The 22,501-nt window shown below is 39.4% G+C and carries 22 protein-coding genes; 11 read left to right on the forward strand and 11 right to left on the reverse strand.

Features of this window, described 5'->3' with window-relative positions; all coding sequences use genetic code 11:
- Positions 1-183 precede the first annotated feature (183 nt).
- From ACVIJU_RS00495 to ACVIJU_RS00505, 3 genes are read left to right on the forward strand one after another with little or no spacing between them, the layout of a single operon-like run.
- Positions 184-1,227, forward strand: a complete 1,044-nt coding sequence (locus tag ACVIJU_RS00495) for a sugar phosphate nucleotidyltransferase (RefSeq protein ID WP_063386531.1) — start codon at positions 184-186, stop codon at positions 1,225-1,227.
- Positions 1,224-2,441 carry a glycosyltransferase family 4 protein gene (locus ACVIJU_RS00500; RefSeq protein ID WP_117017019.1) on the forward strand — a complete coding sequence of 406 codons (1,218 nt, stop codon included), beginning with the start codon at positions 1,224-1,226 and terminating at the stop codon, positions 2,439-2,441. Before ACVIJU_RS00495 ends, ACVIJU_RS00500 begins: the two co-directional genes overlap by 4 nt.
- Positions 2,422-3,513, forward strand: coding sequence for a glycosyl transferase (locus tag ACVIJU_RS00505; protein WP_117017018.1), 1,092 nt, complete (start codon positions 2,422-2,424; stop codon positions 3,511-3,513). Before ACVIJU_RS00500 ends, ACVIJU_RS00505 begins: the two co-directional genes overlap by 20 nt.
- Before the next feature lie 172 nt (positions 3,514-3,685).
- On the opposite strand, the gene ACVIJU_RS00510 is transcribed toward ACVIJU_RS00505, so the two are convergent.
- Both ACVIJU_RS00510 and ACVIJU_RS00515 read right to left on the reverse strand, forming a co-directional pair.
- The gene (locus ACVIJU_RS00510) at positions 3,686-4,114 is read right to left on the reverse strand and encodes an SRPBCC family protein (protein WP_456687143.1); all 429 of its coding nucleotides are present in this window, start codon (positions 4,112-4,114) and stop codon (positions 3,686-3,688) included.
- A gap of 177 nt (positions 4,115-4,291) precedes the next feature.
- The gene (locus ACVIJU_RS00515) at positions 4,292-4,789 is read right to left on the reverse strand and encodes a 2,4'-dihydroxyacetophenone dioxygenase family protein (RefSeq protein ID WP_222422782.1); all 498 of its coding nucleotides are present in this window, start codon (positions 4,787-4,789) and stop codon (positions 4,292-4,294) included.
- Positions 4,790-5,051: 262 nt separating this feature from the next.
- On the opposite strand from ACVIJU_RS00515, the gene ACVIJU_RS00520 reads away from it, so the two are divergent.
- Positions 5,052-5,177 (forward strand): hypothetical protein, encoded by a 126-nt coding sequence (locus tag ACVIJU_RS00520; protein ID WP_257790162.1) that lies wholly within the window; start codon positions 5,052-5,054, stop codon positions 5,175-5,177.
- A gap of 370 nt (positions 5,178-5,547) precedes the next feature.
- Here the strand turns inward: ACVIJU_RS00520 and ACVIJU_RS00525 are convergent, their stop codons facing one another.
- Positions 5,548-6,759, reverse strand: coding sequence for an MFS transporter (locus ACVIJU_RS00525; RefSeq protein WP_456687144.1), 1,212 nt, complete (start codon positions 6,757-6,759; stop codon positions 5,548-5,550).
- A gap of 928 nt (positions 6,760-7,687) precedes the next feature.
- A complete protein-coding gene (locus tag ACVIJU_RS00530; protein WP_456687145.1) occupies positions 7,688-7,837 on the reverse strand; it encodes a hypothetical protein in 150 nt (49 codons plus the stop codon).
- A gap of 544 nt (positions 7,838-8,381) precedes the next feature.
- Here ACVIJU_RS00530 and skfA point away from each other — a divergent pair.
- From skfA to ACVIJU_RS00565, 7 genes are all read left to right on the forward strand, one after another.
- Positions 8,382-8,549, forward strand: coding sequence for a sporulation killing factor (gene skfA, locus ACVIJU_RS00535; RefSeq protein WP_456687146.1), 168 nt, complete (start codon positions 8,382-8,384; stop codon positions 8,547-8,549).
- A gap of 207 nt (positions 8,550-8,756) precedes the next feature.
- A complete protein-coding gene (gene skfB, locus ACVIJU_RS00540; protein WP_456687147.1) occupies positions 8,757-9,992 on the forward strand; it encodes a sporulation killing factor system radical SAM maturase in 1,236 nt (411 codons plus the stop codon).
- Positions 9,989-11,488 carry a CPBP family intramembrane glutamic endopeptidase gene (locus ACVIJU_RS00545; RefSeq protein WP_456687148.1) on the forward strand — a complete coding sequence of 500 codons (1,500 nt, stop codon included), beginning with the start codon at positions 9,989-9,991 and terminating at the stop codon, positions 11,486-11,488. The genes skfB and ACVIJU_RS00545 overlap by 4 nt, the downstream gene beginning before the upstream one ends.
- Positions 11,489-11,503: 15 nt before the next feature.
- On the forward strand, positions 11,504-12,226 hold the full coding sequence (locus ACVIJU_RS00550; RefSeq protein WP_063386521.1) for an ABC transporter ATP-binding protein: 723 nt from the start codon (positions 11,504-11,506) through the stop codon (positions 12,224-12,226).
- On the forward strand, positions 12,219-13,667 hold the full coding sequence (gene skfF / locus ACVIJU_RS00555; RefSeq protein ID WP_456687149.1) for a sporulation killing factor system integral membrane protein: 1,449 nt from the start codon (positions 12,219-12,221) through the stop codon (positions 13,665-13,667). The genes ACVIJU_RS00550 and skfF overlap by 8 nt, the downstream gene beginning before the upstream one ends.
- A gap of 43 nt (positions 13,668-13,710) precedes the next feature.
- Positions 13,711-14,217, forward strand: coding sequence for a HEAT repeat domain-containing protein (locus tag ACVIJU_RS00560; RefSeq protein WP_063386519.1), 507 nt, complete (start codon positions 13,711-13,713; stop codon positions 14,215-14,217).
- A gap of 13 nt (positions 14,218-14,230) precedes the next feature.
- On the forward strand, positions 14,231-14,653 hold the full coding sequence (locus ACVIJU_RS00565) for a TlpA disulfide reductase family protein (RefSeq protein WP_094244947.1): 423 nt from the start codon (positions 14,231-14,233) through the stop codon (positions 14,651-14,653).
- Between the two features lie 439 nt (positions 14,654-15,092).
- Here ACVIJU_RS00565 and rhaB read toward each other — a convergent pair whose 3' ends face one another.
- The 7 genes from rhaB to rbsK all read right to left on the reverse strand — a co-directional run bounded on the left by rhaB (position 15,093) and on the right by rbsK (position 22,500).
- Positions 15,093-16,574 carry a rhamnulokinase gene (gene rhaB / locus ACVIJU_RS00570; protein WP_162877021.1) on the reverse strand — a complete coding sequence of 494 codons (1,482 nt, stop codon included), beginning with the start codon at positions 16,572-16,574 and terminating at the stop codon, positions 15,093-15,095.
- A gap of 107 nt (positions 16,575-16,681) precedes the next feature.
- Positions 16,682-16,891: a hypothetical protein gene (locus tag ACVIJU_RS00575; RefSeq protein WP_456687150.1), complete on the reverse strand. Its 210-nt coding sequence runs from the start codon at positions 16,889-16,891 to the stop codon at positions 16,682-16,684.
- 59 nt (positions 16,892-16,950) lie between these two features.
- Positions 16,951-18,000, reverse strand: coding sequence for an autoinducer 2 ABC transporter substrate-binding protein (locus ACVIJU_RS00580; protein ID WP_456687151.1), 1,050 nt, complete (start codon positions 17,998-18,000; stop codon positions 16,951-16,953).
- A 59-nt stretch (positions 18,001-18,059) separates the two neighbouring features.
- Positions 18,060-19,028 carry an ABC transporter permease gene (locus ACVIJU_RS00585; RefSeq protein ID WP_456687152.1) on the reverse strand — a complete coding sequence of 323 codons (969 nt, stop codon included), beginning with the start codon at positions 19,026-19,028 and terminating at the stop codon, positions 18,060-18,062.
- Between the two features lie 11 nt (positions 19,029-19,039).
- Positions 19,040-20,023: an ABC transporter permease gene (locus ACVIJU_RS00590; RefSeq protein ID WP_327863025.1), complete on the reverse strand. Its 984-nt coding sequence runs from the start codon at positions 20,021-20,023 to the stop codon at positions 19,040-19,042.
- Positions 20,020-21,549 carry a sugar ABC transporter ATP-binding protein gene (locus tag ACVIJU_RS00595; RefSeq protein WP_456687153.1) on the reverse strand — a complete coding sequence of 510 codons (1,530 nt, stop codon included), beginning with the start codon at positions 21,547-21,549 and terminating at the stop codon, positions 20,020-20,022. The genes ACVIJU_RS00590 and ACVIJU_RS00595 overlap by 4 nt, the downstream gene beginning before the upstream one ends.
- Positions 21,550-21,564: 15 nt before the next feature.
- Positions 21,565-22,500, reverse strand: coding sequence for a ribokinase (rbsK, locus tag ACVIJU_RS00600; protein WP_456687154.1), 936 nt, complete (start codon positions 22,498-22,500; stop codon positions 21,565-21,567).
- Position 22,501: the final 1 nt, after the last annotated feature.

Raw genomic sequence — 22,501 nt, forward strand, 5'->3', positions numbered from 1 at the left:
TCATTAAGTATAGGAAAACCCCCGACTGAGTTGAAATTCATACATTTTACTTATATAAGAAATTTTGTTATAATATTTATTAGCAACCAGTAGGTTTGAGTGCTAACAATATACACCACTTTCATTTTTCATTCATCCATCTGTTATGAACTTCATAATCATAGACTAATGGAGGGATGACAAATGAAAACATTACTGTTAGCTGGTGGTTTAGGAACACGTTTACGCCCATTAACTGAAAATTTGCCGAAACCGATGGCACCCATTGCTAACCGGCCATGGCTCGAACACCTCATCACTTATCTTCGCGATCAAGGAATCAACCAATTCGTAATAGCCTCACATCACTGTTCAGATGTCATAAAAAATTACTTCGGAGACGGCAAACGTTTCGGTGTAGACATTGAGTACTCTGATGAAACACATCAAATGGGAACAGCAGGAGCTATCAAAAATGCTGAAAGATTTTTGAAGGAAAGATTTCTTGTTGTAAATGCCGACATTGTTCACTTGCCAAACTTGATTCCTCTTCTTGAATTTCATGAACAAAGCGGCGGGATCGCCACAATTGCACTGACGGAAGTAGATGACCCTTCTTCTTACGGTGTCGTTCAACTGGACGATTCCAGCCGGATTTTGCGTTTTGTTGAAAAGCCTCGTCGTGAAGAAGCACCATCAAATTTGATCAATGCTGGTTTGTACATTCTTGAACCAGAAGTAATGCGCTACATTCCAGCAGGACGCGAAGTTTCTATCGAACGTGAAACATTTCCCACCCTTATTCAAAAAAGCAAAAGTGTATACGGAAAAATAAGCAGCGGTTACTGGTTTGATATGGGAACACCAGAACGTTACCGGAAAATTCATTGGGACGTTCTTGAAAATCGGAACCCGTTGCCTACTCGCGGAAATCAAGTTCAACCGGGCGTTTGGTTAGGAAAAGACACCAAAATCGGATCTGGCGTCCGCTTTATCCCTCCTGTTTTGATCGGGGATAATGTCGAGGTAGGCGATCAGTCAGTAATTGGCCCGTTTGCAGTGATTGGTGATCATTGCCGCATTGGCTCCAAAGTGCATTTTTCAAACTCTATTCTTTGGGATCAATCAAGCATAAGCGATAATATTCGTGTCAACAACAGTATTATGGCTTACAAGACATTCTTAAATGAAGGTAAAGTGTACGACAACTTGATCTTGAACCAATATGAGAGGGTGATGCAAGCATGAGTCGAATTGCATATGTCAGCACATATCCTCCGCGCCGCTGCGGTATTGCTACCTTCACTGAACATGTATTTACAAACGTAAGCGCTGCTGGCAAACGCGGTAATCGTGATCCAATCATTGTACTTTATAATGAAAATGATGACAGAAATGTATATGAAAATAATCCGAGATTTTGGCCTTTGCCAATGCAAGATCGTTCAGCTTATGTGAAGATGGCCAAAAGGGTCAATCGAAGCGATATTTCTGTTGTAGTTTTGCAGCATGAATTCGGCATTTTCGGCGGTGAAGCGGGAGAGTACATAGTCGACTTTGTACGCGCATTAAATAAACCGCTCGTTACGACGTTTCACACGATTTTCTCTGATCCTAAGCCGCCATATCGGCAAGTCCAGCAGGAAATTGCCGATTTAAGCGACGCTATAGTCGTCATGAACCGCAAGGCTGTCTCTTATTTAGTCCGAGCGTATAATTTGCCCGAAAATAAAATTGTCTACATTCCACATGGATCGCCTAAACCTCGAGATAACGAGCGGGATCAGCTTCGCCGCCAACTGGGATTTGAAGGCAGAAAAGTATTGCTTACATTTGGATTACTGAATCGCGGCAAAGGAATCGAGTCTCTAATTTCAGCCCTCCCAGAAGTTGTCCGTGAAGTACCGGAAACGTTATATATTATCGCGGGACAAACGCATCCTGAAGTGAAAAAGCGGGAAGGAGAATCATACCGTGAAGAGCTGCAAAACATGATTCGTCAGCTCGGATTAGAAGAGAATGTCCGAATGATTGACCGTTACTTTAATGAAGAGGAGCTCGTCTCCTACTTAACAGCGTGTGATCTATATGTAACTCCTTATCCGGGCTTGCAGCAAATCACAAGCGGAACGCTGGCTTATGCCGTTGGAATAGGCCGTCCGATTCTCTCCACGCCATACGAGCATGCGCAAGATTTATTAAAAGGCTGTGAAGAACTGCTTCTTCCGTATGGCGACATCAAAGCATGGGAACAGCGATTAAAAGAGCTATTAATGGATGACAATGCATTACACCAATGGGAAAATCGAATTCGGCAGATTGGAAAGGCAACCCATTGGCCAACTGTCGGGATGCAATATTTGAAGCTGTTTGCCAAAATCGGCGAAATGGACTTGGATGAGAAGGGTGTGAAAGAGCCGAACGAAAGCGTGGTGAAACACGTTGCCCCAACCAAATATTAATTTTGATCATTTGGAACGTTTAACTGACGATACAGGGTTGATCGAGCATTGCCTCGGCCGGATTCCGCGCCGTAAAGAAGGATATTCAACAGACGACAATGCGCGCGCCCTTTGGCTATGTATTGAATGGATAGAGCTTCTTCAAGATGAACCGTCTGAATTGAAGAGACTCTACGGAATGCTTGATCGGTATTTAGCCTTTTTGCTTTGGGCTCAAAGGGATGATGGATGGTTTCATAATAACTTTTATTATGACCGAACACCTGAATCGGAAACTCGTTCTGAAGATTGTCTTGGTCGATCAGTTTGGGCAGTGACAATGGCCTATTTAAAACTTAATGACAATGCCCGCCGCTATGTGGCAGCAGAAATTTTGCGCAATGCCCTTTCTGCATGCCGCAAGCTTCGTTTTGCCCGCAGCCAAGCATGGGTGCTGGCCAGCTGCAGCAAACTGCTCATGGAAAAGAAAAACAGCATTTCCTCTCTTGGAATAGCAGAAGATGAACTTAAACAATTGGCAGAGACATGCGAACATAGTTTATTAACAGCATATAAAGAGCACCGAACGGAAGATTGGCATTGGTTCGAAAAACAAATGACATATGCTAATGGAATTTTGCCTTGGGGATTATTTTTATCCTATCGATACAACCGTCGCAATGAAACATTGCGAATTGCCAAGGAGAGTCTTGATTTTCTCATCGAAAAGATGGGCGGATTCAACAGTTCCCCCATTCGGCCAATCGGCAATCGGGGTTGGTGCAGCCGCCACAATCGCGCCGACTGGGATCAGCAGCCCATTGATGTTATGAAACTAGCTTTAGCTGCAAACGAAGCTTATCATATTTTGGATGATTCTGCTTACTTACAAGTTGTACTGCGCTGCCGTGACTGGTTTTATGGCGGGAATGACCATCACATTCCTTTAGTCGATCCTAGCGATGGCAGCTGCTGTGACGGTCTGAATTCCGATGGCCCTAATCAAAATCGGGGCGCGGAATCAACTCTTTCCTATTTAATGACTGAAGCTTTAGCACATCCGCTAAAATTGGAAGTATTCGAAAAGATTTAATAAAAAATCTTTTTTTCAGTTGTTCAAAAAAGTGCAGCCGCCTTTTCCTCTATTCTTCGGACGATATGGCGATTGCATTGGGGAGATCATCATCTCCCTAATTTTTTTGCTGTTTTCTTTTCCTCCAAGTTATTTCCTCGAGCTGGATCTGAAAACGTAAATGAATTTTTTGTTATTCCACAACCTTTTGCAATTTTTTTAAAATGTTCATCCAGCCATGATTCATCCGTTCACGAACAACAGAGCTTTTTTCATTTACTTTAGGCAGCACATGGTCAGGATGCTTCCATCCGCTGTGAATAAGAGTAAATTCAGTTTTATCCCCTAAATCCTTCAAAATAAATGAAACAACCCAGCCTTCTGTATCCCATGTGAAAGAGAGGCGGTAAGGCGGTTCAAGTTCTACCACTTTACATGGAGACAGCCCGAAAGGAGATTGCAGATGGAATTCATGTCCCAGCTTTGGCTGAAAATCATTTGGCATGAACCATGACGCAATCCCCTCTGACGTAGCCGCCGCCTCCCAAACTTTTTCAATTGAGGCTTCTAATACAATTGATTGATGAATGTCTTGTAATGGATTTTGATGATTTTTTTCCATAGTCTTGCTCCTTTTTACATCATTTAGTTTCAAATTATATGAAACCACAAGGTATTATGTCAAATGCACTGACTCATGAAATAGAAATTCTTAGATATAAACGAAAAAAACCGTTCCGAACTAGAACGGTTTTTTATATTTGTAAACGCTATCATTTTTTGCATCAGTTTCAAAGGATCATAAAAACAAATCTTTATTAATGGGCAAATTATTTTTCTCGCAATAAGTTAAGTAATGATCGATAAACCAAAATACATCTACCGTTTCAATGATACGGTCTTGATCATCGAGAAATTCAAGCGGTCCGTTTAAATGAAACACAGTTTCCATCCCTTCGTCGGAAACGAGTGTATGTGTCCTGCCCGGACTTTCGCGAATAAAATCTCCCGGTTTTGCGATCCAGTCGTATTCTTTGTAATACCAGCTTCCTTTCATCACATAACCAGTGACAGGACCGCGGTGGCGATGCCTGCCAAGCGTGCCGCCAGATCCAACCCGAAGAACATTGATGGAAGTATTGCTGCGAATATCAAAAGATAAATGGCGTATCCAGACGTTTTCTACAAACGGGACCCATGGCGAAGTTTCTAAAGAAGAATGGATATAACCTTCAGAAAGCGCAAATTGGTCTCGCCTCACATCTATTCTTTTTTCCACCTGTACATAATGATCCACAATATCCCCCCGCACCTTTTTATTTTTCTTTTAAAACAAGGTGAAAAAATTCACTAAATGTATATGATTTCTTCATCCAAATATGACAAATTCTTTTTAGTCTAGAAGAAGGAAGGTACTGCTAAAATTTTCAACAATTAACATATTTGCTATAATCTAATATGAATAAAAATTATTCATTTTTACCATTTCATTTAGTTCATTTTCTCCCCTGCTTTATGGGCATATGCAAAAATAAAGATCAAAACAGAGGTGAAAGCAAATGAGAATAAGCTTAAAAGCAAAAATGTTGTGCGGATTTTCTTTAGCTGAACAGTCTGCAGCAGGAATTGAACAAACATCTGCCGCATACGAACAGACGAACAGCTCGATGGAAGAAATTCCATGAAGTTGGCAAATCTGTCAGAAGAGCTCAACGGGTTCGTTCAACAGTTTAAGCTATCTAACTAATTTCTAATACCAATTATTTCAAGCTGGTCGAATACGTTTCATGCGAATGGCATGCCAAAATACAAAAAAAGGACAGCCTTTGATTAAAGAGGCTGTCCAAAAATCCGTAAACGCCCAAGCGATCGCGCTTTATTTTCCTTGTACGACGGCTTCAATTGAACTTCGGCGCCAGCAAATGATCCATTCCCGCACTGTTTAAAAAAGTTACGGGTTGGGATCAATTTTCCCAACGAGAATAGATTTTTACAAGCCTATTCATCTTGTCACTTCGGTCTAAAAAAGGTGATAAATAACAACAGTTCTTAGCGTTAACTAGACGACTTGGATTTGGCCAGTTTCGTATTTTTCAATGACTTGTTTTGCCAAAAGACAGTAATAAAAAGTGTAAACACTAATAAAATGCATCCTAAAATGAAAGGATACAAAATTTGAATATCATATAATATTCCCGCCAACATCGGCCCCAATATATTTCCTATACTCATATAGGCGTTGTTTAACCCCATGGCAAAGCCTTGTTCATTTCCAGCCATCTTTGAAATAAGAGTGTTCAAAACAGGACGCAAGATGGATGTTGCAAGAAAAATCAAGAGGGTGATGACAAAAAACAGAGAATAGCTGCCGGCAAACAATGAAAGGAAAAAACCAATTGCAACTACGCCTAAAAAGAAATTTAAAACGGCTCCTTCCCCAAAGCGGCCGACAAGCTTATCGACCACAAACAACTGCACAATCACACTTATCAGTCCAGTTAATGTAACCATCCAAGCAATTTCTTGCGGTGTTGCCCCAAACTGATCATCCATATATAACCCGATGACAGATTCATAAGCCATTAAACCAAAGCTCATAACAAGAGTAATAATCAACAGCATAAAATACGGCTTATGAGCGGACGAAACCAATTTTTTTAACATCGGCTCATCATTGATTTGCGTTTTTTGTTCTGGGGCATGTTGTTGTTCAACACTTTCTTTTAAAACTGTTAATGAAAAAATAACAGCAGCTAAAGAGACGATCGTTGCAACAAGAAAAGGCATTTTCAACCCAAAATCAGCAAAGAAACCGCCAACCCCTGGTCCTATTACAATCCCAAGCGACATGGCTGCTGATATGAAACTGTTGCCTTTAGCCCGCTGCTCAATTGTCGTAATATCGGCAATATAAGCAAAAATAGCGGGTACCAGAAGCGCGGAGCCTATCCCTCCGACTACACGCGAAGCGTACAGCCACCAAATGGAATCAAATGCGTAAAAGATAAACATAGAAACAGTTAAACCGATTAATCCTAAAACAATCATTTTTTTCCGGCCATACTGATCTGTCCATTTCCCTGCAATTGGAGAAAACACAAGCTGGGCTCCTGCAAATATTGCGACCATTAAACCAGCTGCCGTACCGCCTTGACCAATGGACTCTAAATAAGCAGGCAATATAGGGATAATAATGCCGAAGCTTCCAATAGTTATAAACATGTTAATCATTAAAATAATCATTTTTCTCCACTGAGACATTGACATAGTGAGTACCTACGCTTTCTTCCGGTCTATTTCAAGCACATAGAAAACCTGCTATTCCATTTTCTGGACAGCAGGTTTATTCTACAGGCACACTGCGGTGATTTGTATTTAGCATTTTCAAACACATACTAATCCTATCCAGAAAATATATTCGCTTCCTTAAAAATGCAGCTTAAAGATAGAATTAGTTAGTCATATCCAAACCATCATCCTTCCGCTTTTTTACAGATTTATAATATCTTATAACATCAAACAAATCAAATAAAAATTTAAATTCAATGCAGGCAACATAATGCTGAAAAGGGAAAAAACAGAAATCCCGACCGAGAGCCTGAGGAAAAAATCCGAGCGTTGAAAAAGAAACTCGGCATAGACGGTACGAATGAAAGCAAAATGATGTGCCATCAACATAAAAACTAACGTATATTATAATCAATACAGGCATTTAAACTTAGCAGACGCACTATCCGGCATGCTTTAAGATCCGCTGTCTTTCATTCTACTTGAAGTAAAATGTATTCGCTTAGAATTTGAAGATCCAGCGAAAACTCAAAAGGGCAAAATACATGTGGTTTTGCATGATACCAACTTTTTCCCCGTTTTGTTCGGGGGCTGTCTATGATAATTCATTTGATGAAATAAAATCCTCTGAAATTGATTCATTTGAAACGAATTTTTAGCACATAAAAAACCCCCTCAAAGTTGTGAGAGAGTTTAACCCCTTAAACAAACGTTTGATTAAAACCCTGCATGACTTAAAGTCCCAGCAAACTTACCTCCATAAACAGCGCTCTCATCAAATTTTGTATTTGGTCAATATTATCGTTTCATGGGCATGTTTGGACAATTTTATTATCGACATTTAAAATGAATATCCTACATGTTTTCATCTTCATCAAACGTTTAGATGCCCCACGATGAACACCTCCTAATTTAGAGCCTGCCTTAATCTAAAAATGCCTTCCGCAATTTCTTCTTTTGTTAATTTTCCATATCCTAAAATAATTTTGTTTTGATGGATTCCTTTTTGAATAGCATGAACTTCTACAGGATAAATTTTCACTTTATGCTTCTTCATTATTTCATTTACTACTTGATTAAAAACACGATGTTTTGAAATTCTGCGACTAAATGCAAACCGGTGGAATCGCCAAAAATTTTAACTGTGTCGCCAAATTGTTCAGTCAAACATTTTTTTACATAGTCACGCCGCGCTTTATATATTTTTTTCATTTTCCTGATGTGGCGCTCTAAATGCCTTTCATCAATGAAACGCTTTGTAACTGAAAGGGCTGAGGTGAAGGAAGTGGCAAGGTCTTCATATGGATTTGAGTTTATACAAAAACCGTAGCGTAAATCGCTAATCGCTGGTTGGATGATAAGGCTTACCGGTTGCTGAAACGGACATCCTGTATCAAAAGGCTAATAAGCATGAAACTTGTATCAATAATAAACAGCTCTTGCACCAATACAAGCTGTTATGAAATCTTTATATTAAATTTTCAAAAAATTATAACAAAATGACAATTTATTTCTTACTTCGACATTATCGCTATGCTAAATTTTAAACAGTTATATTTTATTCCAATAATGACCATTTTTAATTGGAAGGAGATGGGATTATGGAGAAGCAAAAAAAACAGTGGGAGCCAACAGCTATCAAGGAACTGAAAAAGCCAGTAGGCACCTCGATTGTGAAAGCGGCTGGATGTATGAGCTGCTGGGCCTCAAAAAGTATCTCGATGACTAGAGTCTGCTGGCTCCCACATCCGGCAATGCGCCTGCTATAACCATTATATTCAAAAGGATTGCAATGGAGCAGTTTTTTAACTGCTCCCTAAAATAAAGGAGTAGTGGCAGTGAAGCGCACCCATCCAATGTCATATATATACAGATTTGAGAAACAAAGTTAGAAAACGTGTCGAAAAAAAATTTTTTGACACCCCTTAAAACGGCTACAACCATTGATATATCAACATTTATAGAGGGAGGATTTTATGTCAAAATTGTTAGAAACGGCAACTAACACTTCACCAGAATTTGCGATCCACTTCCAACCTCATGGGGCCATTTTGCTTGACAGAAAAAGCATGTTCTATTTTAGACTTAGCGGCAGGGGAACAGAATTAGCCTTAATGCTTGCCAAAAATAACAGTGTTCAAAAAACGGCAAGAATTTGGGAGATTCTTTCAAAAGAAAAGGTAAGTGAGGAAGAATTAAATAACGAGCTAGATTCACATCCATTTACATCAGCGTGGAAAAAAGGCCTGCTAAATCACCCTTTGATGATCACCGGATCTACAGAGTACTATTTGCCAATCAGCTGCACCCTTCAATTAACAAATATGTGCAATTTGAAGTGTCCTTTCTGTTATGCAAGCTCAGGAAAACCGTATCCAGATGAACTATCATCTTCCCAATGGATAAAAGTGTTGCAAAAACTCGCATCTCACGGTGTAGCTGACATCACCATTACAGGCGGAGAAGCAAAGCTAACAAAAAATTTCCTGAAAATCATTGCCACAGCCAGTTCTTTATTTACGAACGTCAACCTTTTTAGCAATGGCCTAAATTGGCGCGACGATGAGATTGAACTGATCAGCTACTTGGGAAATGTCAGTGTCCAAATAAGTATAGATGGAAACAGCAGCACCCATGACAAGTTAAGAGGGAGAGAAGGAGGATTTTCCGAAAGCTTGAAAAATGCCGAACGTTTTGCTCAATCATCGGTTCCCGTCCTCATTGCTATGACTGTTAACCAACTCAACTACAAAGAAGTTTATGAAGTAATCGAAAAATCGGTGGAAGTTGGCGCAGTTGTATTTCGTGCGGGTCAAACTATTCCCGTAGGCAGAGCATCAGAATATCAAGACATGACAAGCGAAATGAAGGAGAAAGTAAAGCAGCAGTTGGCAGACGCCAAAAAAAGATGGAGTGATCAAATCATTATTATTGATTGGGAAGAACACCATCAAAATGATAGTCTTACAGATTTCTGCACGCCGGGATTTTTGTCATGGTATATTCGTGCGGATGGACAAGTTACACCTTGTCAAATTGAAGATACATCCCTTGGACACGTCTTAAAAAACAGCATGCAGGAGATCGGTTCACCGGAAAGGCTAATGCAAGCGAAGCGACTTGCTAAACAATGTAGATGTATAGGAAAGATAGAATTACCTGAAGCCGATTTGCCTTTTACCATTCAAAAAGAAGCTGAGGTTAAACCATGATGACGACCATCATCCATTTATTATGGATCATCCTTCCTATTGCAGGAATCTTTCTGTTTTACAAATTCAAACCAAAAACGTACGAATCGCTATTATTACATAAAAAAGAAGCTCGGGAATTGGCAGTGCAATTCATTAAACGGTATTCCGGCATTGATGTATCAGATTGGGATTTTTATGCGATGTATTGGTACGACCGAAATACCGTCAATATGCTGCATCACCTAGGATTGTTAAACAAAGTTCGCCATATTTTATATCATTGGGGTTTAGTCGAATCATGGAGAATTAGATTCGTTCGAGAAAACCGATCAGTCATCATTGGCATCAATTCAAATGGAGAAATTACGTTTTACACCGCGAACCTGTCAAAGAAAGAAATGGCGAAACATAAAGGCGCTTTTTCCTCTCCGGAACAATTAAAAAAAGAGCTTGCCGTCTCAGATAATGGATTATGGGCTGCATCTCAATTCACAGGTGCAGGCAGAAAAGAAGAAGACTTGGAAAATATTGAAACGTACTGGTATATTGCCGAATCTCAACCAGTAAGAATGAAAATAACGGTTGAAATCCATAACGGGCAAATATTCTATATCGGTTCAGAACAAGAGATATTGACAGAAGACATCGAAACAGCGGTTAAGAAAGAGCAAATGGAATCTACCTTAAATATGACGGGAGTATTAGCGTCATGCCTGGCCGTTATTGCAGCGATCATCATCCTTATCAACCTTCGCCAAAATGCCGGCATCACTGCAAGCATCTTGCTGGGGGCGGTTCTATTCTTTTGTAACATTATAACAATAAAAGAAGACATTCAACTGAGCATCGTCAATACTTATGATTCCCGCCTCAGCATAAAAATGGTTTATGCTCTTGGAATCTTATCGGCAATTTTAGCAGGATTGGCCACAGGTTTCGTCGTATATATATGTTCATTGGCAGGACACTCTTTGAGTAATGTTCTCCAAATAGCTTTTTTTGATAATGCTGTATGGCAGTTTTTCGTCGGCTTAAGTGTCGGCATCGGCTGCTTAGGTTTTTTTTCAGCAATTTTTTCATGGCTGGAAGAGAAAAATTGGCTGCGAATTTCTCCCGAGTTGTCCAATCGTACCATTTACTTGTCGGGCTTTACATTTAAACAAGGATTAAGCATCGGCCTGCAAAGTTCCATTGCAGAGGAAACAGTCTACCGTTTGTTGATCATTCCGACGATATGGTGGTTGAGCGGCAATTGGGCTTTGGCGATCATCATTTCCTCCATTCTATGGGCCATTATGCACCAAGGAACAGGATTTCATCCCAGATGGATCAGATGGATCCAATTAGTGGTCTTTGGCATTATACTGGGATTCTTTTTCATCCAGTTCGGTTTTCTGTCCTCCTTAACCATTCATTTTATTTATAATTTTATTCTTGTCATGAAGCCACTTTGGGATTACACTTTCCAGAAAAAATTGAAGGCCAGTGAAACTTTCAAACAACCCTCAGTATAACAATGGAGGAGAGGCATGAAGATCATCCAAGTAACCAATTTGAAGAAAAAATATCGTAACGGCGATGGTGTAGAAGATATAACTTTTTCCGTTCATTCAGGAGAAATCGTAGCCTTATTAGGGCCAAACGGGGCAGGTAAAACAACAACCATTAGGTGTCTCGCTGGATTATACACCCCTGATGATGGGACGATCAAAATTGCGGGGCATTCCCCTGGTACGGTTGAAGCGCAGCAATCCGCTTCGCTAATTCCGGATCACCCATATTTGTACCCTACCTTAACCGTAGCGGAACATTTGCAATTTCGCGCCAGAGCCTTCAAAGTTGAAAAAAAAGACCTTCAAAAAAAAGTTTATGAAGCTTTAAAAGAGGTAAATATTGAATCGTTGGCGGATCGATTAAGCGGGCAATTGTCAAGGGGACAAAAGCAAAGGGTTATTTTGGCTGGCGCCATTATACAAAACGCTTCCATATATATATTGGATGAACCAACAATTGGTTTGGATATTTCTTCCAAACAATGGCTTGCCAACTGGCTTGTCCGTAAATCAAAACATCATAGCGCCATTCTCATATCCACCCACAGCCTCGAATTTGTATTGGAAACGGCTAACAGAGTGTTATTAATTCGAGAAGGCCGTATTGTAAAAGAAATGGCCGTACCAAAAAACAACGAAGAATATCCAGCCTGGAAGCAAGAAGTCATACGCAGTTTAGGGGATTGGTCAAATGATTAATATTTGGTCATTTTTGTTCCTTCAAGCGAAAAGAGAAATCGATAGCCAAAAACACGGGTTAAAATTCTTTCTGTTCATTTTTGTTTTATTTATATGGTTTTTTCTGTTTCAACTTGAATGGGGGGCTAATTCCAGAAGTTGGGACATTGCCTATACAGGATGGATTTGCTCAGGAATTTTTATTGTCATGACCATTTTTGGGCTGCTTTCCAACCGCATACCTGGGCTCATGCAAGACGTCATATGGCTTTATACCGCCCCTTATTCTTTCACTAAAATCGTTTATTCTATATTATTATGGCGATTGTCTTGGAAAGGGCTGCTCTGTCTTCTCTCAGGAATCACAGCTGATGCCGTTTATTTTTTGGCAGGAAATCCATTTGGCCGGTTAACAGCACAATCAATCCGATTACTTTGTCTCATTGTTTTATTAGAATCATGGATAATGGCTATGTCCTGTGCCAGAACTGTAAAAGGAACAAAAATTGCTTTCTCCTTTGTTGCCTTCATTCTCACCGTTATATATGGTATTGCTCTCTATGGTTCTTTTTTTCAAGCCAATGAATTGATTTGGCAGAAGTATATTAGCTACCATATCGGCTTTATCGGCTATTTATTTACAAACAGCTTTTTGCTGCAAGGGTTTCTTGCCTTTCTAATCATGATCGCCCTTTCGTTCATGATTATTCGAATAACAACGAAAAAATCGGAATGCAAAGAAAAATTGGTAAAAGAAGCTGATTTTTGGGCGGAGTTTCAAGATCATCAAACCGATTTTTTTAAAAACAGCCTGAAAGAGATGCACACATGGTGGGGGCTGAAAGGATTAAACGGTATTTTTTCTTTCCTTTGGCTCGAAATATTGCTTGCCAAGAAATACATTTTTTTTCATGCTACTCATTTGTTTGTTCTTCTCATCTTAGTTCCCGTTTTCATTGCAAAAAACATTTATTGGTTTTATATTTTGGTCGTTTTTACAATCGGAGCTTTTTTCAGCAGTTCCTACTATTCAGGATTAATTAGATATGCAAAGTCTGGAGATCTTTTTTTGCTGCCGGGAAAACTATGGAAAAAAGCATTGCTGCTGGAAGGCTCGAATACCGCTTGGATCTTTCTATTTTATCTTTATTGCGTGGGTATGTGGCATTTCCATTTCAACACTGCTTTTACAGATTTCCTTTCATTTGGTTTGTACGGGCTTGGAGGATACATGTTCATGCTTTCTATCCGCTGGGCGGCATTTGTTAGAACATATAAAAAAGACCCCTCTCTCAGCCTGATTTCATACTATAAAAATTTTGCTTTCATTTGTATGGGGAGCACCCTTTGTTACATCCTTTTGTTTTTTCTTTTCAAAAACCTTCTTTTCTATTGGCTGCCGCTTTTCATGATCGTGTTAAGCACGATTTTATTCTTATCTTTCTATCAATATGAACGTTGAATCAGAAGGGATTTAATACTTTTTCTTAAGGAGATGAATTTTCATGAGTTCAAATGAAATAATCTCTCAAGCCTTGACGAAACTAAAAAGCAGCGATGAAGCAACGGTATTTCAAGGAGTGAAAGAACTAAAAAAAACTGGAAAAGCCGCTGTCCCAATACTCATAAAAGCTTTAAAAGATGAGAAATCCCTCCGAATGATTTCATCCGTTGTGCTGGGGGAATTTGGTGCAGATGCAAAGGAAGCAGTTCCCGAACTCGCTTCGCTTTTAAAAGATGACGACGAAGATATAAGAATGTCAGCTGCTTTATCCTTAATGAGAATCGGACATCACAGTCTGAACGCCCTCGTTGAAGTTGCACGAAATACAGAAGGAAAACCGCGTTTTTGGGCATCATGGGCAATCTCCTTGATCGATCCGTCTAAAATTGAACCTCTTATGTTGAAGTGTCTAAAAGAAGAACTGGATAAGCCGTCCGGAATGGTCAGTCCTTTTGCCGCGGAGGAAGCAATTGGAAAAATTATCGCTATGCAACTAAAGGATCAATGAGGAGGAACAGCACATGGATTTAATACAAACAATGACAAAAGACTTGCCGTGGCTGAACGTTCCAAAAAACGGCCATGATTTCCCATCATCCAATCGGCTTTTGTTTTATTTTTGGTCAATTAGCTGCCCGTATTGCAGTGAATTAACGGATCAGTTATTAGAAGAAACAGTTAATCTTGAAACCTTTCATGTCATTGCCGTTCATGTACCTTATACAGCTGAAGAGAAAGCGTTGGAGCTTGTGAAAACACGAGTAGAGGAAAAAAAGATTACAATTCCTGTAGTTTTAGATCAAAACTATGCAATCGCACAATCTTTTGGTATTCAAGGAATCCCTGCTTTTTGCCTAGTCAATCAACAAATGAAGAAAGAATTATTAACAATGGGAGAGGAAGGTTTTCACAAAATGATGAAAAAAATTAAACAGCTAAAGTAAAGTCTTACCGCTTTTTCTTGACTTTTTCACTGTAAAAAGAATCGGTTTACCTTTTTAAATATTTCTCTATTAAAATTTATGTTCAACATTCCGTTAACATTTTTCTTGGAGCAATAAATTGAGAGAAAAATTTTTTTGGTTCCTTTTGAAGTTCATTTATTTGCCTTTTGGAATAGTGTCTTTATTCTAAAATCTCTTTTATTGTACATGATCCGATAAAACGGCAGCTAATCTATTAAGACCATCAAAAGGAACCTTTCCATATTCTGTTTCATTTTGCGCCCCCAAGTTTAAATGAAATTTTTTGAGGCTGTTGGAAATGCTATTCCCCAACTCGATGTACTTTTTAATGATAATGCATTCCAATTTCTGGTGAACATAAATTGGAGCGCCGCTCATTCCTGATGTAACATAGGCACTATGAGTTATTGTGTTATGATCAATTTTTCTTATGGAGCCGGTACTCTGTACATATCCAGGAGAAAACAGCTTGTTTAAATTGTTCTTTTAATGCTTCGTTTCCGCTTTCTCTTGGATCAAAACGCTTTATAGAAAAAGAGTTCAAGACTAGATTCCGTCCTTCCTGTAAATTTGCAAGCTTTTTCTCCGCTATTAGCTGAATTAAAATATTTCCTACAGCCGTTGCTTCAGAGGGACCGGCAAAAACCGTTTTTCCGCTTACAGCAGCGGTCATTTCGTTTATGAAATCATTTTGCGAGCCGCCTCCGACAATATATAATGAATCGATTGTTCTGCCCGATATACTTTCAATTTCATCAATTGACAAGGAATATAGTATAGCCAGATTTGTAAATACACATCTCGCAATTTCTCCTGTTGATTGCGGCACAGGCTGAAGCGTTTCCCTGCAATATTTCTGAATTTCTTCTACCATATTGTCCGGATTAAAAAATCGCTGATCGTTAAAATTGATAAATTGTTTGCACGGAGGCGCCTTTCTTGCCTCATCAACCATTTGGGCAAAATTGTAATCTTTCGTTAAATGTCTTCTCACTTCTTGAATAATCCACATGCCCATAATATTTTTTAAAAAACGGTATGTCCCAAACACTCCCCACTCATTTGTATAATTGTAAAATAATGATTTTTCTGTAATGATTGGCGCATCCGATTCAATCCCAATCAAAGACCAAGTTCCGCTGCTTAAATACGCCCAATTTTTTTCAGCAGCAGGTACTCCTGCAACTGCGGAAGCTGTATCATGAGAACCGACTATAATCACTTTTGTTTCGGGCAGATCGTAATCAGGAAAATATTCGTTTCTGACATATCCGAGCATGTCCCCGGGGTAAGAAAACGGCGGAAACTGCTCACGCTCAATTGACAGCAGCTGAAGCAAATCTTGATCAAAATCTTTTTCTTTCACGTTTAAAAGCTGAGTACAAGATGCGCTTGTCACTTCCGTCACTGCACATCCAGTCAGTTTGTATCCTAAGTAATCAGGAACTGTCATAATCATTTTCGTTTTTTCAAGATTTTCTTTTTTTTCTTCATATAACTGGTATAAGGTGTTGAAGGATAAAAACTGAATGCCTGTTTTTTCATATATATCTTTTTTGGAAATATGCTTCGTAATTTTCTCAATCGTCCGTTCTGTTCTTTTATCTCTGTATGCTATGACCTCTTGCACCCTTTTTCCTTCTTGATCGACCAGCACATAATCTGTAGCCCAAGTATCGATTCCAAGTGTACACCTTTTCACTCCCAATGTTTTGGCATATGCCAATCCCTTAACAATTTCCGTCAGCAAATGATCAATATCCCAATAATACGTTCCATTTCGTTCCGTAAAACCATTGGCAAATCGGTGTATTTCTTCAATTGTCAATTTTCCATTTTTTATATCCCCTATGACAAGCCGTCCGCTTGATGCACCGATGTCAACTGCGATATGTGTCATTTTATCCCTCCTAAAATTCACACAATCTATGAAGCTGCTAAATGTTTCGCTTAAAAATTAGGATAGCGTTCCATAACTAGACATTTTCTTGCTGCTCATGCAGCAGGTCAAAATCTGAGTAAACATTTGCAAACAACTTTTCTTCCATTCTTCAAAAAATTCATTGGCAGTAACCATTTAAAAAATTTTCCCTTTCCACAAAGCAAGAAAAATCTCTTTTCGTTTCCTGCCAATAAAAATATTGATATTTTAGCCTTCACTTTTTTATTGCAAGGCAAAGAACTTACCGGGCCTGCGAAAATAGAAATACTTTCCAAAATAACGAACCCCCTCTCCAATTGCAAAAATGTGAGAGGGGTAATCTCTTTAACGAAAATTAGAAGTCATAGTCTTTGGCATTATCCTTTGTGAAGTCTGTAGGCGGTCCCATAATGACCGTTTTACCATCCTCCCAAACTTCCACTTCTCCTACACCATCTATATTTTGGCCGTTTTCAGGCTTTTTGCCATCAACAAGATCTTTAGCTAAAGCGACTGTCAAATATCCTAATTTATCAGGCTCCCAAAGGATTGCTACATCTAATGAGCCATCCTCTAAAAATGGAGCTGAATCCTTCGGAAGTGCTGTTCCGACAACAGCGATTTTGTCTTGAAGACCTTTCTCTTGAATAGCTTGAGCTGCGCCAAGAGGAGCAGGAGTTGAAAATGCCATAATCCCTTTAAGGTTCGGATATGATTTAATTAAATCAAGCGTTTTTTGGTATGCCACTTGCTGCTTTTCATCAGTCGCAATTATATCTGTTACTAGCTTTATTCCTGGATAATTTTCTTCAAGCTCCTTCTTCGCTGCATCGATCCATGAATTTAAGTTTGCTGCCGCAAGACCACCTGTGAGAATGGCAATTTCCCCTTCTTCAGTCCCCATTTGTTCAACTAATGATTTTGCGATATGACGGCCATAAGCTTCGTCATCAATTTGGTGGACAGAAAGTTCAACTAAAGATTGATCTGCTGGTGTATCCCAGTCCATCACGATAATTCCTTTATCCTTCGCTTTTTGTAATACAGGCGATAATGCAGCTGCATCATTCGGTGCAACAGCAATTACATCCACATCTTGACTAATTAAATCTTCAATCACCTTAACTTGCTGGGCAGCATCTGCCTCTGTCGGACCTGTATAAATCACTTCGACTCCAAGATCTTTTCCCGCTTGAATTGCTCCTTTTTCAGATGCATTGAAATAAGGAATGCCAATTAGTTTAGGGACAACAGCAATTTTGATTTTTCCATCGCCCCCGCCAGCCTCATCTTTTCCATCTTTAGATGAATTTGAATTCCCCCCTGCACCCTGCTGAGAAACACATCCTGCAAGAAGACCAAATACAAGCAATAAAGCGACAAATAAACCTGCAATTTTTTTCATACTTTTCCTCCTTGTAAATTTATAGTTTATAAATCTTTTAACCAATTAAAGAAAAGTTATTATGCTGTTTCTGCAAGCTTTTTTTGCTTGTTTTCATCAACCTTTACTTTAATAAAGTTAATAATTAACACCGCGATTAAAATAACCCCCATAATCACTGTCACAATCGGTCTCGGCACTCCCATTAGATTTAAGCCACTGGATATCATTTGAAAAATCATAACCGCATATAACGTGCCGATCACTTTCCCATAGCCTCCTTGGATTTCAGTACCGCCAAGAACGGCTGCTGCAACGCTTTGCAATAAATAGGATGATCCAAGATCAACTTTTACTGTGTTATATCTTGATGTCATGATGATAGAAGCAATTGTTGCTAACAAAGCACTATATAAATACACCTTTATCAAAACCTTGCTGTTATTAACCCCTGAAAACAAGGATGCAACCGGATTGCTTCCAACCATATAAACTGATCTTCCCCATACTGTTTTATTCAGCAGTACGGAAGTCAAAATAGCGACAAAAAGAAAGATTATAATCGAAAGTGGAATGAGCCCCAGGTAATAACCATTTCCAATCAGCGTGTACTCAGGGCTGAATCCGGATATTGAATTTCCTTTTGTAATGCTGAGAATAAGCCCTTCAAACAATACCATTGTCCCAAGTGTTACAAGAATCGGCGATACTCCGATCTTGGCTATAATAAATCCATTCATAAAACCACAAAGAAGTCCAACTGCAATGCCTCCTAAAATCGCAATGATCATCGGATATCCATTGCTTGATAATATCGCAATTGCTACCCCTGCAAGCGCTGCCGTATACGTGATCGACAAATCGATTCCGCCTGTTACGATCACCACCATCATGGCTAAAGCAAACAAACCGAACTCAGGCAGCTGAAACATCATATTTGTCAAGTTATTGCTTGATAAAAATCCCGGAACACTTATGCTCATCAAAACAAATAGACCGATGGCAATGAGTCCGAGTATATTTTCTTTTGAAAGCGTAACCTGTTTCATCCTCTCCCCCCTTATGCTTCCACTTCAATTTTTGAAAGCTGCTTTTGCGAACGTTTGTATTGAATATGGTCATACGATACAGCGATTAAAATAATTGCCCCTGTAAAAACCTTTTGCCAAAAAGTATCAATTTTCGCTAATATTAATCCATTTTGTATAATTCCTAGCAGAAGAACACCTAATATCGTTCCAAATATTGTTCCGCGTCCTCCCATTATATTGGCTCCTCCGAGCACCACTGCAGCAATAACCATTAATTCCAAGCCAAGCATTCCGTTCGGATCTACCGCTTTTGTATAAGAAGTTTGAGCAATCGCAGCAATCCCTGCTAAAAAGCCCATATAAGAAAAAACAAATATTTGAACTTTGCTGTAGTTAATTCCGACTCGGACAGCCGATTCTTTGTTTCCGCCAATAGCCATTACTTCGCGGCCGATTAATGTGTATTTAAGAATGTACCATGTCAAAGCTGCTGTAATGATAAAAAGCCAAATAATAATGGATATTCCAAAAACAGAGAAATTCGAAAATTTCAAGAAAACAGTTGGGAAGTTGCTGCTGTTCAAGTATTGGCCGTTTGTAATATACAGAACAAGTCCGTTAATAATACTCATCATCCCTAAAGTAGCGACAATCGCCGGAATTTGAATTTTTGCAACTAAAATTCCATTGATGGAGCCTAACAGCACTCCGAAAAGCGGAGCAATGACAAAAATCAACACAATGGTCAGCGGGCTATCAGGCAAAAACATCATCGTCTTGCCCAAAACGACACATACTGCGCTTGTCACTGCTGCAACAGATACATCAATCCCCCCTGTAATGATGACAAGCGTCATTCCAATAGCCAAAATGCCTAACACTGCATTTCCTTTCACAACGTCCAACAAATTATCTGCTGTTAAAAATACCGGGCTAATGAAGGCCAATATGATGCATAGAAGTAAAATAATGACAGCAACGCTCATTTCTTTTGATTTTAAAAACGCTTTCATAATTGTGCCTCCTCGCGGACCTTACCCTTTTGCCCAAGCAATGCAAGGTTCATGATGCTTTCCTGTGTCGCTTCATGAATCCCGAGTTCGCCTGCAATTCGTCCATGGCGCATAACGATAATGCGATCGCTGACAGCAAGCACCTCAGGAAGTTCAGAAGAAATCACAATGATTCCCATTCCATTTGCCGCTAATCCTCTTAAAAGCTTATGGATTTCTGACTTGGCACCGATGTCGATTCCGTTAGTCGGCTCATCGATAATCAAAATTTTAGGATTTGTTGACAGCCACTTTCCTATGACTACCTTTTGTTGATTTCCGCCTGACAAATCGCCGGCAGCCCTGTATGGCAGCGGCGGTCTGACATCTAATGATTGTATATAATGCTCAGCTAATTCTATTTCTTTTCTTCGATTAATCAGCAAAAATTTATTTTTTAATTTTTTCAACACAGGAAGCGAAATATTGTTAATGATTGATTGTCTTAAAATAAGCCCTTGCGTCTTCCGGCTTTCAGGAATATAAGCAATTCCTTTTTTTACTGCCTCTTCTGAAGACTTGATCACAGTCTTTTGACCGTTAATGATGATGTCCCCTTTGTAAGGACGATTAATGCCGAAAATAGCTTGCGCCAGCTCGGTGCGACCAGAGCCTACAAGCCCTGTAATTCCAAGAACCTCCCCTTCCTTCAGTTCAAATGAAATATCTTTGAAATTTCCTTCTTTCGCAAGGTTTCTTACTTCAAGCAATGTTTTGCCTGAGGCTGCCTTTTCTTTATTTTTTTCATATAAAATTTTCCGGCCAACCATTAACGTAATTAGTTTTTCTTCTGTTAATTCATTTGCACGATACGTACCGACATATTTCCCATCTCTTAGAACGGTGAATCGATCAGAAACTGTAAACAGCTCTTTTAATTTATGGCTTACAAAAATAATTGAAATCCCTCTTTTTTTCAAAGAAAATATAACTTCGTACAGTTTCTCTACTTCACCGGCGGAAAGTGATGATGTCGGCTCATCCATGACGATTAATTTCGCATCAAACGCAAGCGCCCTCGCTATTTCGACCATCTGCTGCTGGGCTATGCTCAGTTTTTCTACCGGTGTTGAAACATCAATCTCAAAATCAAGCTCTTTTAAAGCCTTTTTGGCCGTTTTTTCCATAAGAGCCCAATCAACTTTTTTCCAAGAATGCTTATCGCTGTCTCTTCCTATATAAATGTTTTCTGCTACCGATAAATTCGGAAATAAGCTTAAGTCCTGGTAAATAATTGATATGCCGCGCATAGTGGCATCAATTGGTCTTCGTATTTTTGCTTCCTTTCCTTCAAAGAAAAACTGGGCTCCTGGATCAGGCTGATAAACTCCAGCTAGTATTTTAATGAGTGTGGATTTACCGGCGCCGTTTTCTCCAATAAGGGCATGAACTTCCCCTTTCTTTACTTCAAGCTTCACGTCATCTAATGCTTTTACACCAGGAAATGTTTTGCTGATATTTAACATTTGAAGCAAGTATTCACTCATGCTATCACCTTATTTCTAACCAGTTGTTATTCCATTTTCTTTGCAATATTGCTTTACTTCCTCAAGTGTCGGAATGCCGTCTTGTGCACCCTTTCTAGTTACTTTGATGCCGGAAACAATAACAGCAAATTTGGCAGCTTCCTCTAATGTTTTTCCATCAGCAATTGCGCATGCAAGAGCCCCGGCAAAGGAATCTCCAGCTCCAACCGTATCAATAGCTTTTACCTTTAGCGGCGGTATGAATAAAGTCTTGCCTTCATCATAAAGCACGAGACCGCTTCTGCCCATTTTAATAATGCTCTTTTTCATTCCAAAATGAAGGTGGAAATGTTCTGCTGCTTTGATTGCGCTTTCCTCTGAATCAGCTTTAATACCTGTCAATGTATAGGTTTCCTGTAAATTCGGCGTTATAATGTCGGCATACTGAAGAGCATCGAGTGCTATGCCTTCTGCAGGAGCCGGATCTAATATAACAAACATCCCTTTTCGTTTTGCTGCTTTCATCGCCTGGATAACGGCTTCAACAGGTATTTCCATCTGAATGAGAAGTACCTTGCTGTCCTCAATCGTATTGATCCTTTCCAATATATCTTCAGCGGTTAATGAATCATTTGCGCCTTTTATCACGAGCATTGTGTTTTCAGCTGATGAATCAACTGTAATTAAGGCGCTGCCTGTAGGAACGTTCGGCACTATTTTGATTAATGTCGTGTCGACACGGTTTTGCACTAGTCTTTTTGTTAGTTCGGCGGCAAAAGCATCTTCTCCGATCGCACCAATCAAATAAACTTTTTTTCCAAGCTTTGCACAAGCTGTTGCTTGGTTGGCGCCTTTTCCTCCACTAAACAAAATCATGCTGTTCCCAAAAACTGTCTCACCATGGCTCGGATATTTGTCTGTCATCGCAACAATGTCCATATTAATGCTGCCGACTACTGTAATTGAAGACATA

Source organism: Aeribacillus sp. SP014 (assembly GCF_054055575.1).

What these genes read in the sequence shown, in the direction of transcription:
- ACVIJU_RS00590 (WP_327863025.1), bottom strand. Translation starts at nt 20,023, where the DNA reads ATGAAAGCGTTTTTAAAATCAAAAGAAATGAGCGTTGCTGTCATTATT.
- ACVIJU_RS00545 (WP_456687148.1), top strand. Translation starts at nt 9,989, where the DNA reads ATGATGACGACCATCATCCATTTATTATGGATCATCCTTCCTATTGCA.
- rhaB (WP_162877021.1), bottom strand. Translation starts at nt 16,574, where the DNA reads ATGACACATATCGCAGTTGACATCGGTGCATCAAGCGGACGGCTTGTC.
- ACVIJU_RS00565 (WP_094244947.1), top strand. Translation starts at nt 14,231, where the DNA reads ATGGATTTAATACAAACAATGACAAAAGACTTGCCGTGGCTGAACGTT.
- ACVIJU_RS00530 (WP_456687145.1), bottom strand. Translation starts at nt 7,837, where the DNA reads ATGAAGAAGCATAAAGTGAAAATTTATCCTGTAGAAGTTCATGCTATT.
- skfA (WP_456687146.1), top strand. Translation starts at nt 8,382, where the DNA reads ATGGAGAAGCAAAAAAAACAGTGGGAGCCAACAGCTATCAAGGAACTG.
- ACVIJU_RS00585 (WP_456687152.1), bottom strand. Translation starts at nt 19,028, where the DNA reads ATGAAACAGGTTACGCTTTCAAAAGAAAATATACTCGGACTCATTGCC.
- ACVIJU_RS00520 (WP_257790162.1), top strand. Translation starts at nt 5,052, where the DNA reads ATGAGAATAAGCTTAAAAGCAAAAATGTTGTGCGGATTTTCTTTAGCT.
- ACVIJU_RS00510 (WP_456687143.1), bottom strand. Translation starts at nt 4,114, where the DNA reads ATGGAAAAAAATCATCAAAATCCATTACAAGACATTCATCAATCAATT.
- skfB (WP_456687147.1), top strand. Translation starts at nt 8,757, where the DNA reads ATGTCAAAATTGTTAGAAACGGCAACTAACACTTCACCAGAATTTGCG.
- ACVIJU_RS00500 (WP_117017019.1), top strand. Translation starts at nt 1,224, where the DNA reads ATGAGTCGAATTGCATATGTCAGCACATATCCTCCGCGCCGCTGCGGT.
- ACVIJU_RS00495 (WP_063386531.1), top strand. Translation starts at nt 184, where the DNA reads ATGAAAACATTACTGTTAGCTGGTGGTTTAGGAACACGTTTACGCCCA.
- skfF (WP_456687149.1), top strand. Translation starts at nt 12,219, where the DNA reads ATGATTAATATTTGGTCATTTTTGTTCCTTCAAGCGAAAAGAGAAATC.
- rbsK (WP_456687154.1), bottom strand. Translation starts at nt 22,500, where the DNA reads ATGTCTTCAATTACAGTAGTCGGCAGCATTAATATGGACATTGTTGCG.
- ACVIJU_RS00525 (WP_456687144.1), bottom strand. Translation starts at nt 6,759, where the DNA reads ATGTCAATGTCTCAGTGGAGAAAAATGATTATTTTAATGATTAACATG.
- ACVIJU_RS00595 (WP_456687153.1), bottom strand. Translation starts at nt 21,549, where the DNA reads ATGAGTGAATACTTGCTTCAAATGTTAAATATCAGCAAAACATTTCCT.
- ACVIJU_RS00550 (WP_063386521.1), top strand. Translation starts at nt 11,504, where the DNA reads ATGAAGATCATCCAAGTAACCAATTTGAAGAAAAAATATCGTAACGGC.
- ACVIJU_RS00560 (WP_063386519.1), top strand. Translation starts at nt 13,711, where the DNA reads ATGAGTTCAAATGAAATAATCTCTCAAGCCTTGACGAAACTAAAAAGC.
- ACVIJU_RS00580 (WP_456687151.1), bottom strand. Translation starts at nt 18,000, where the DNA reads ATGAAAAAAATTGCAGGTTTATTTGTCGCTTTATTGCTTGTATTTGGT.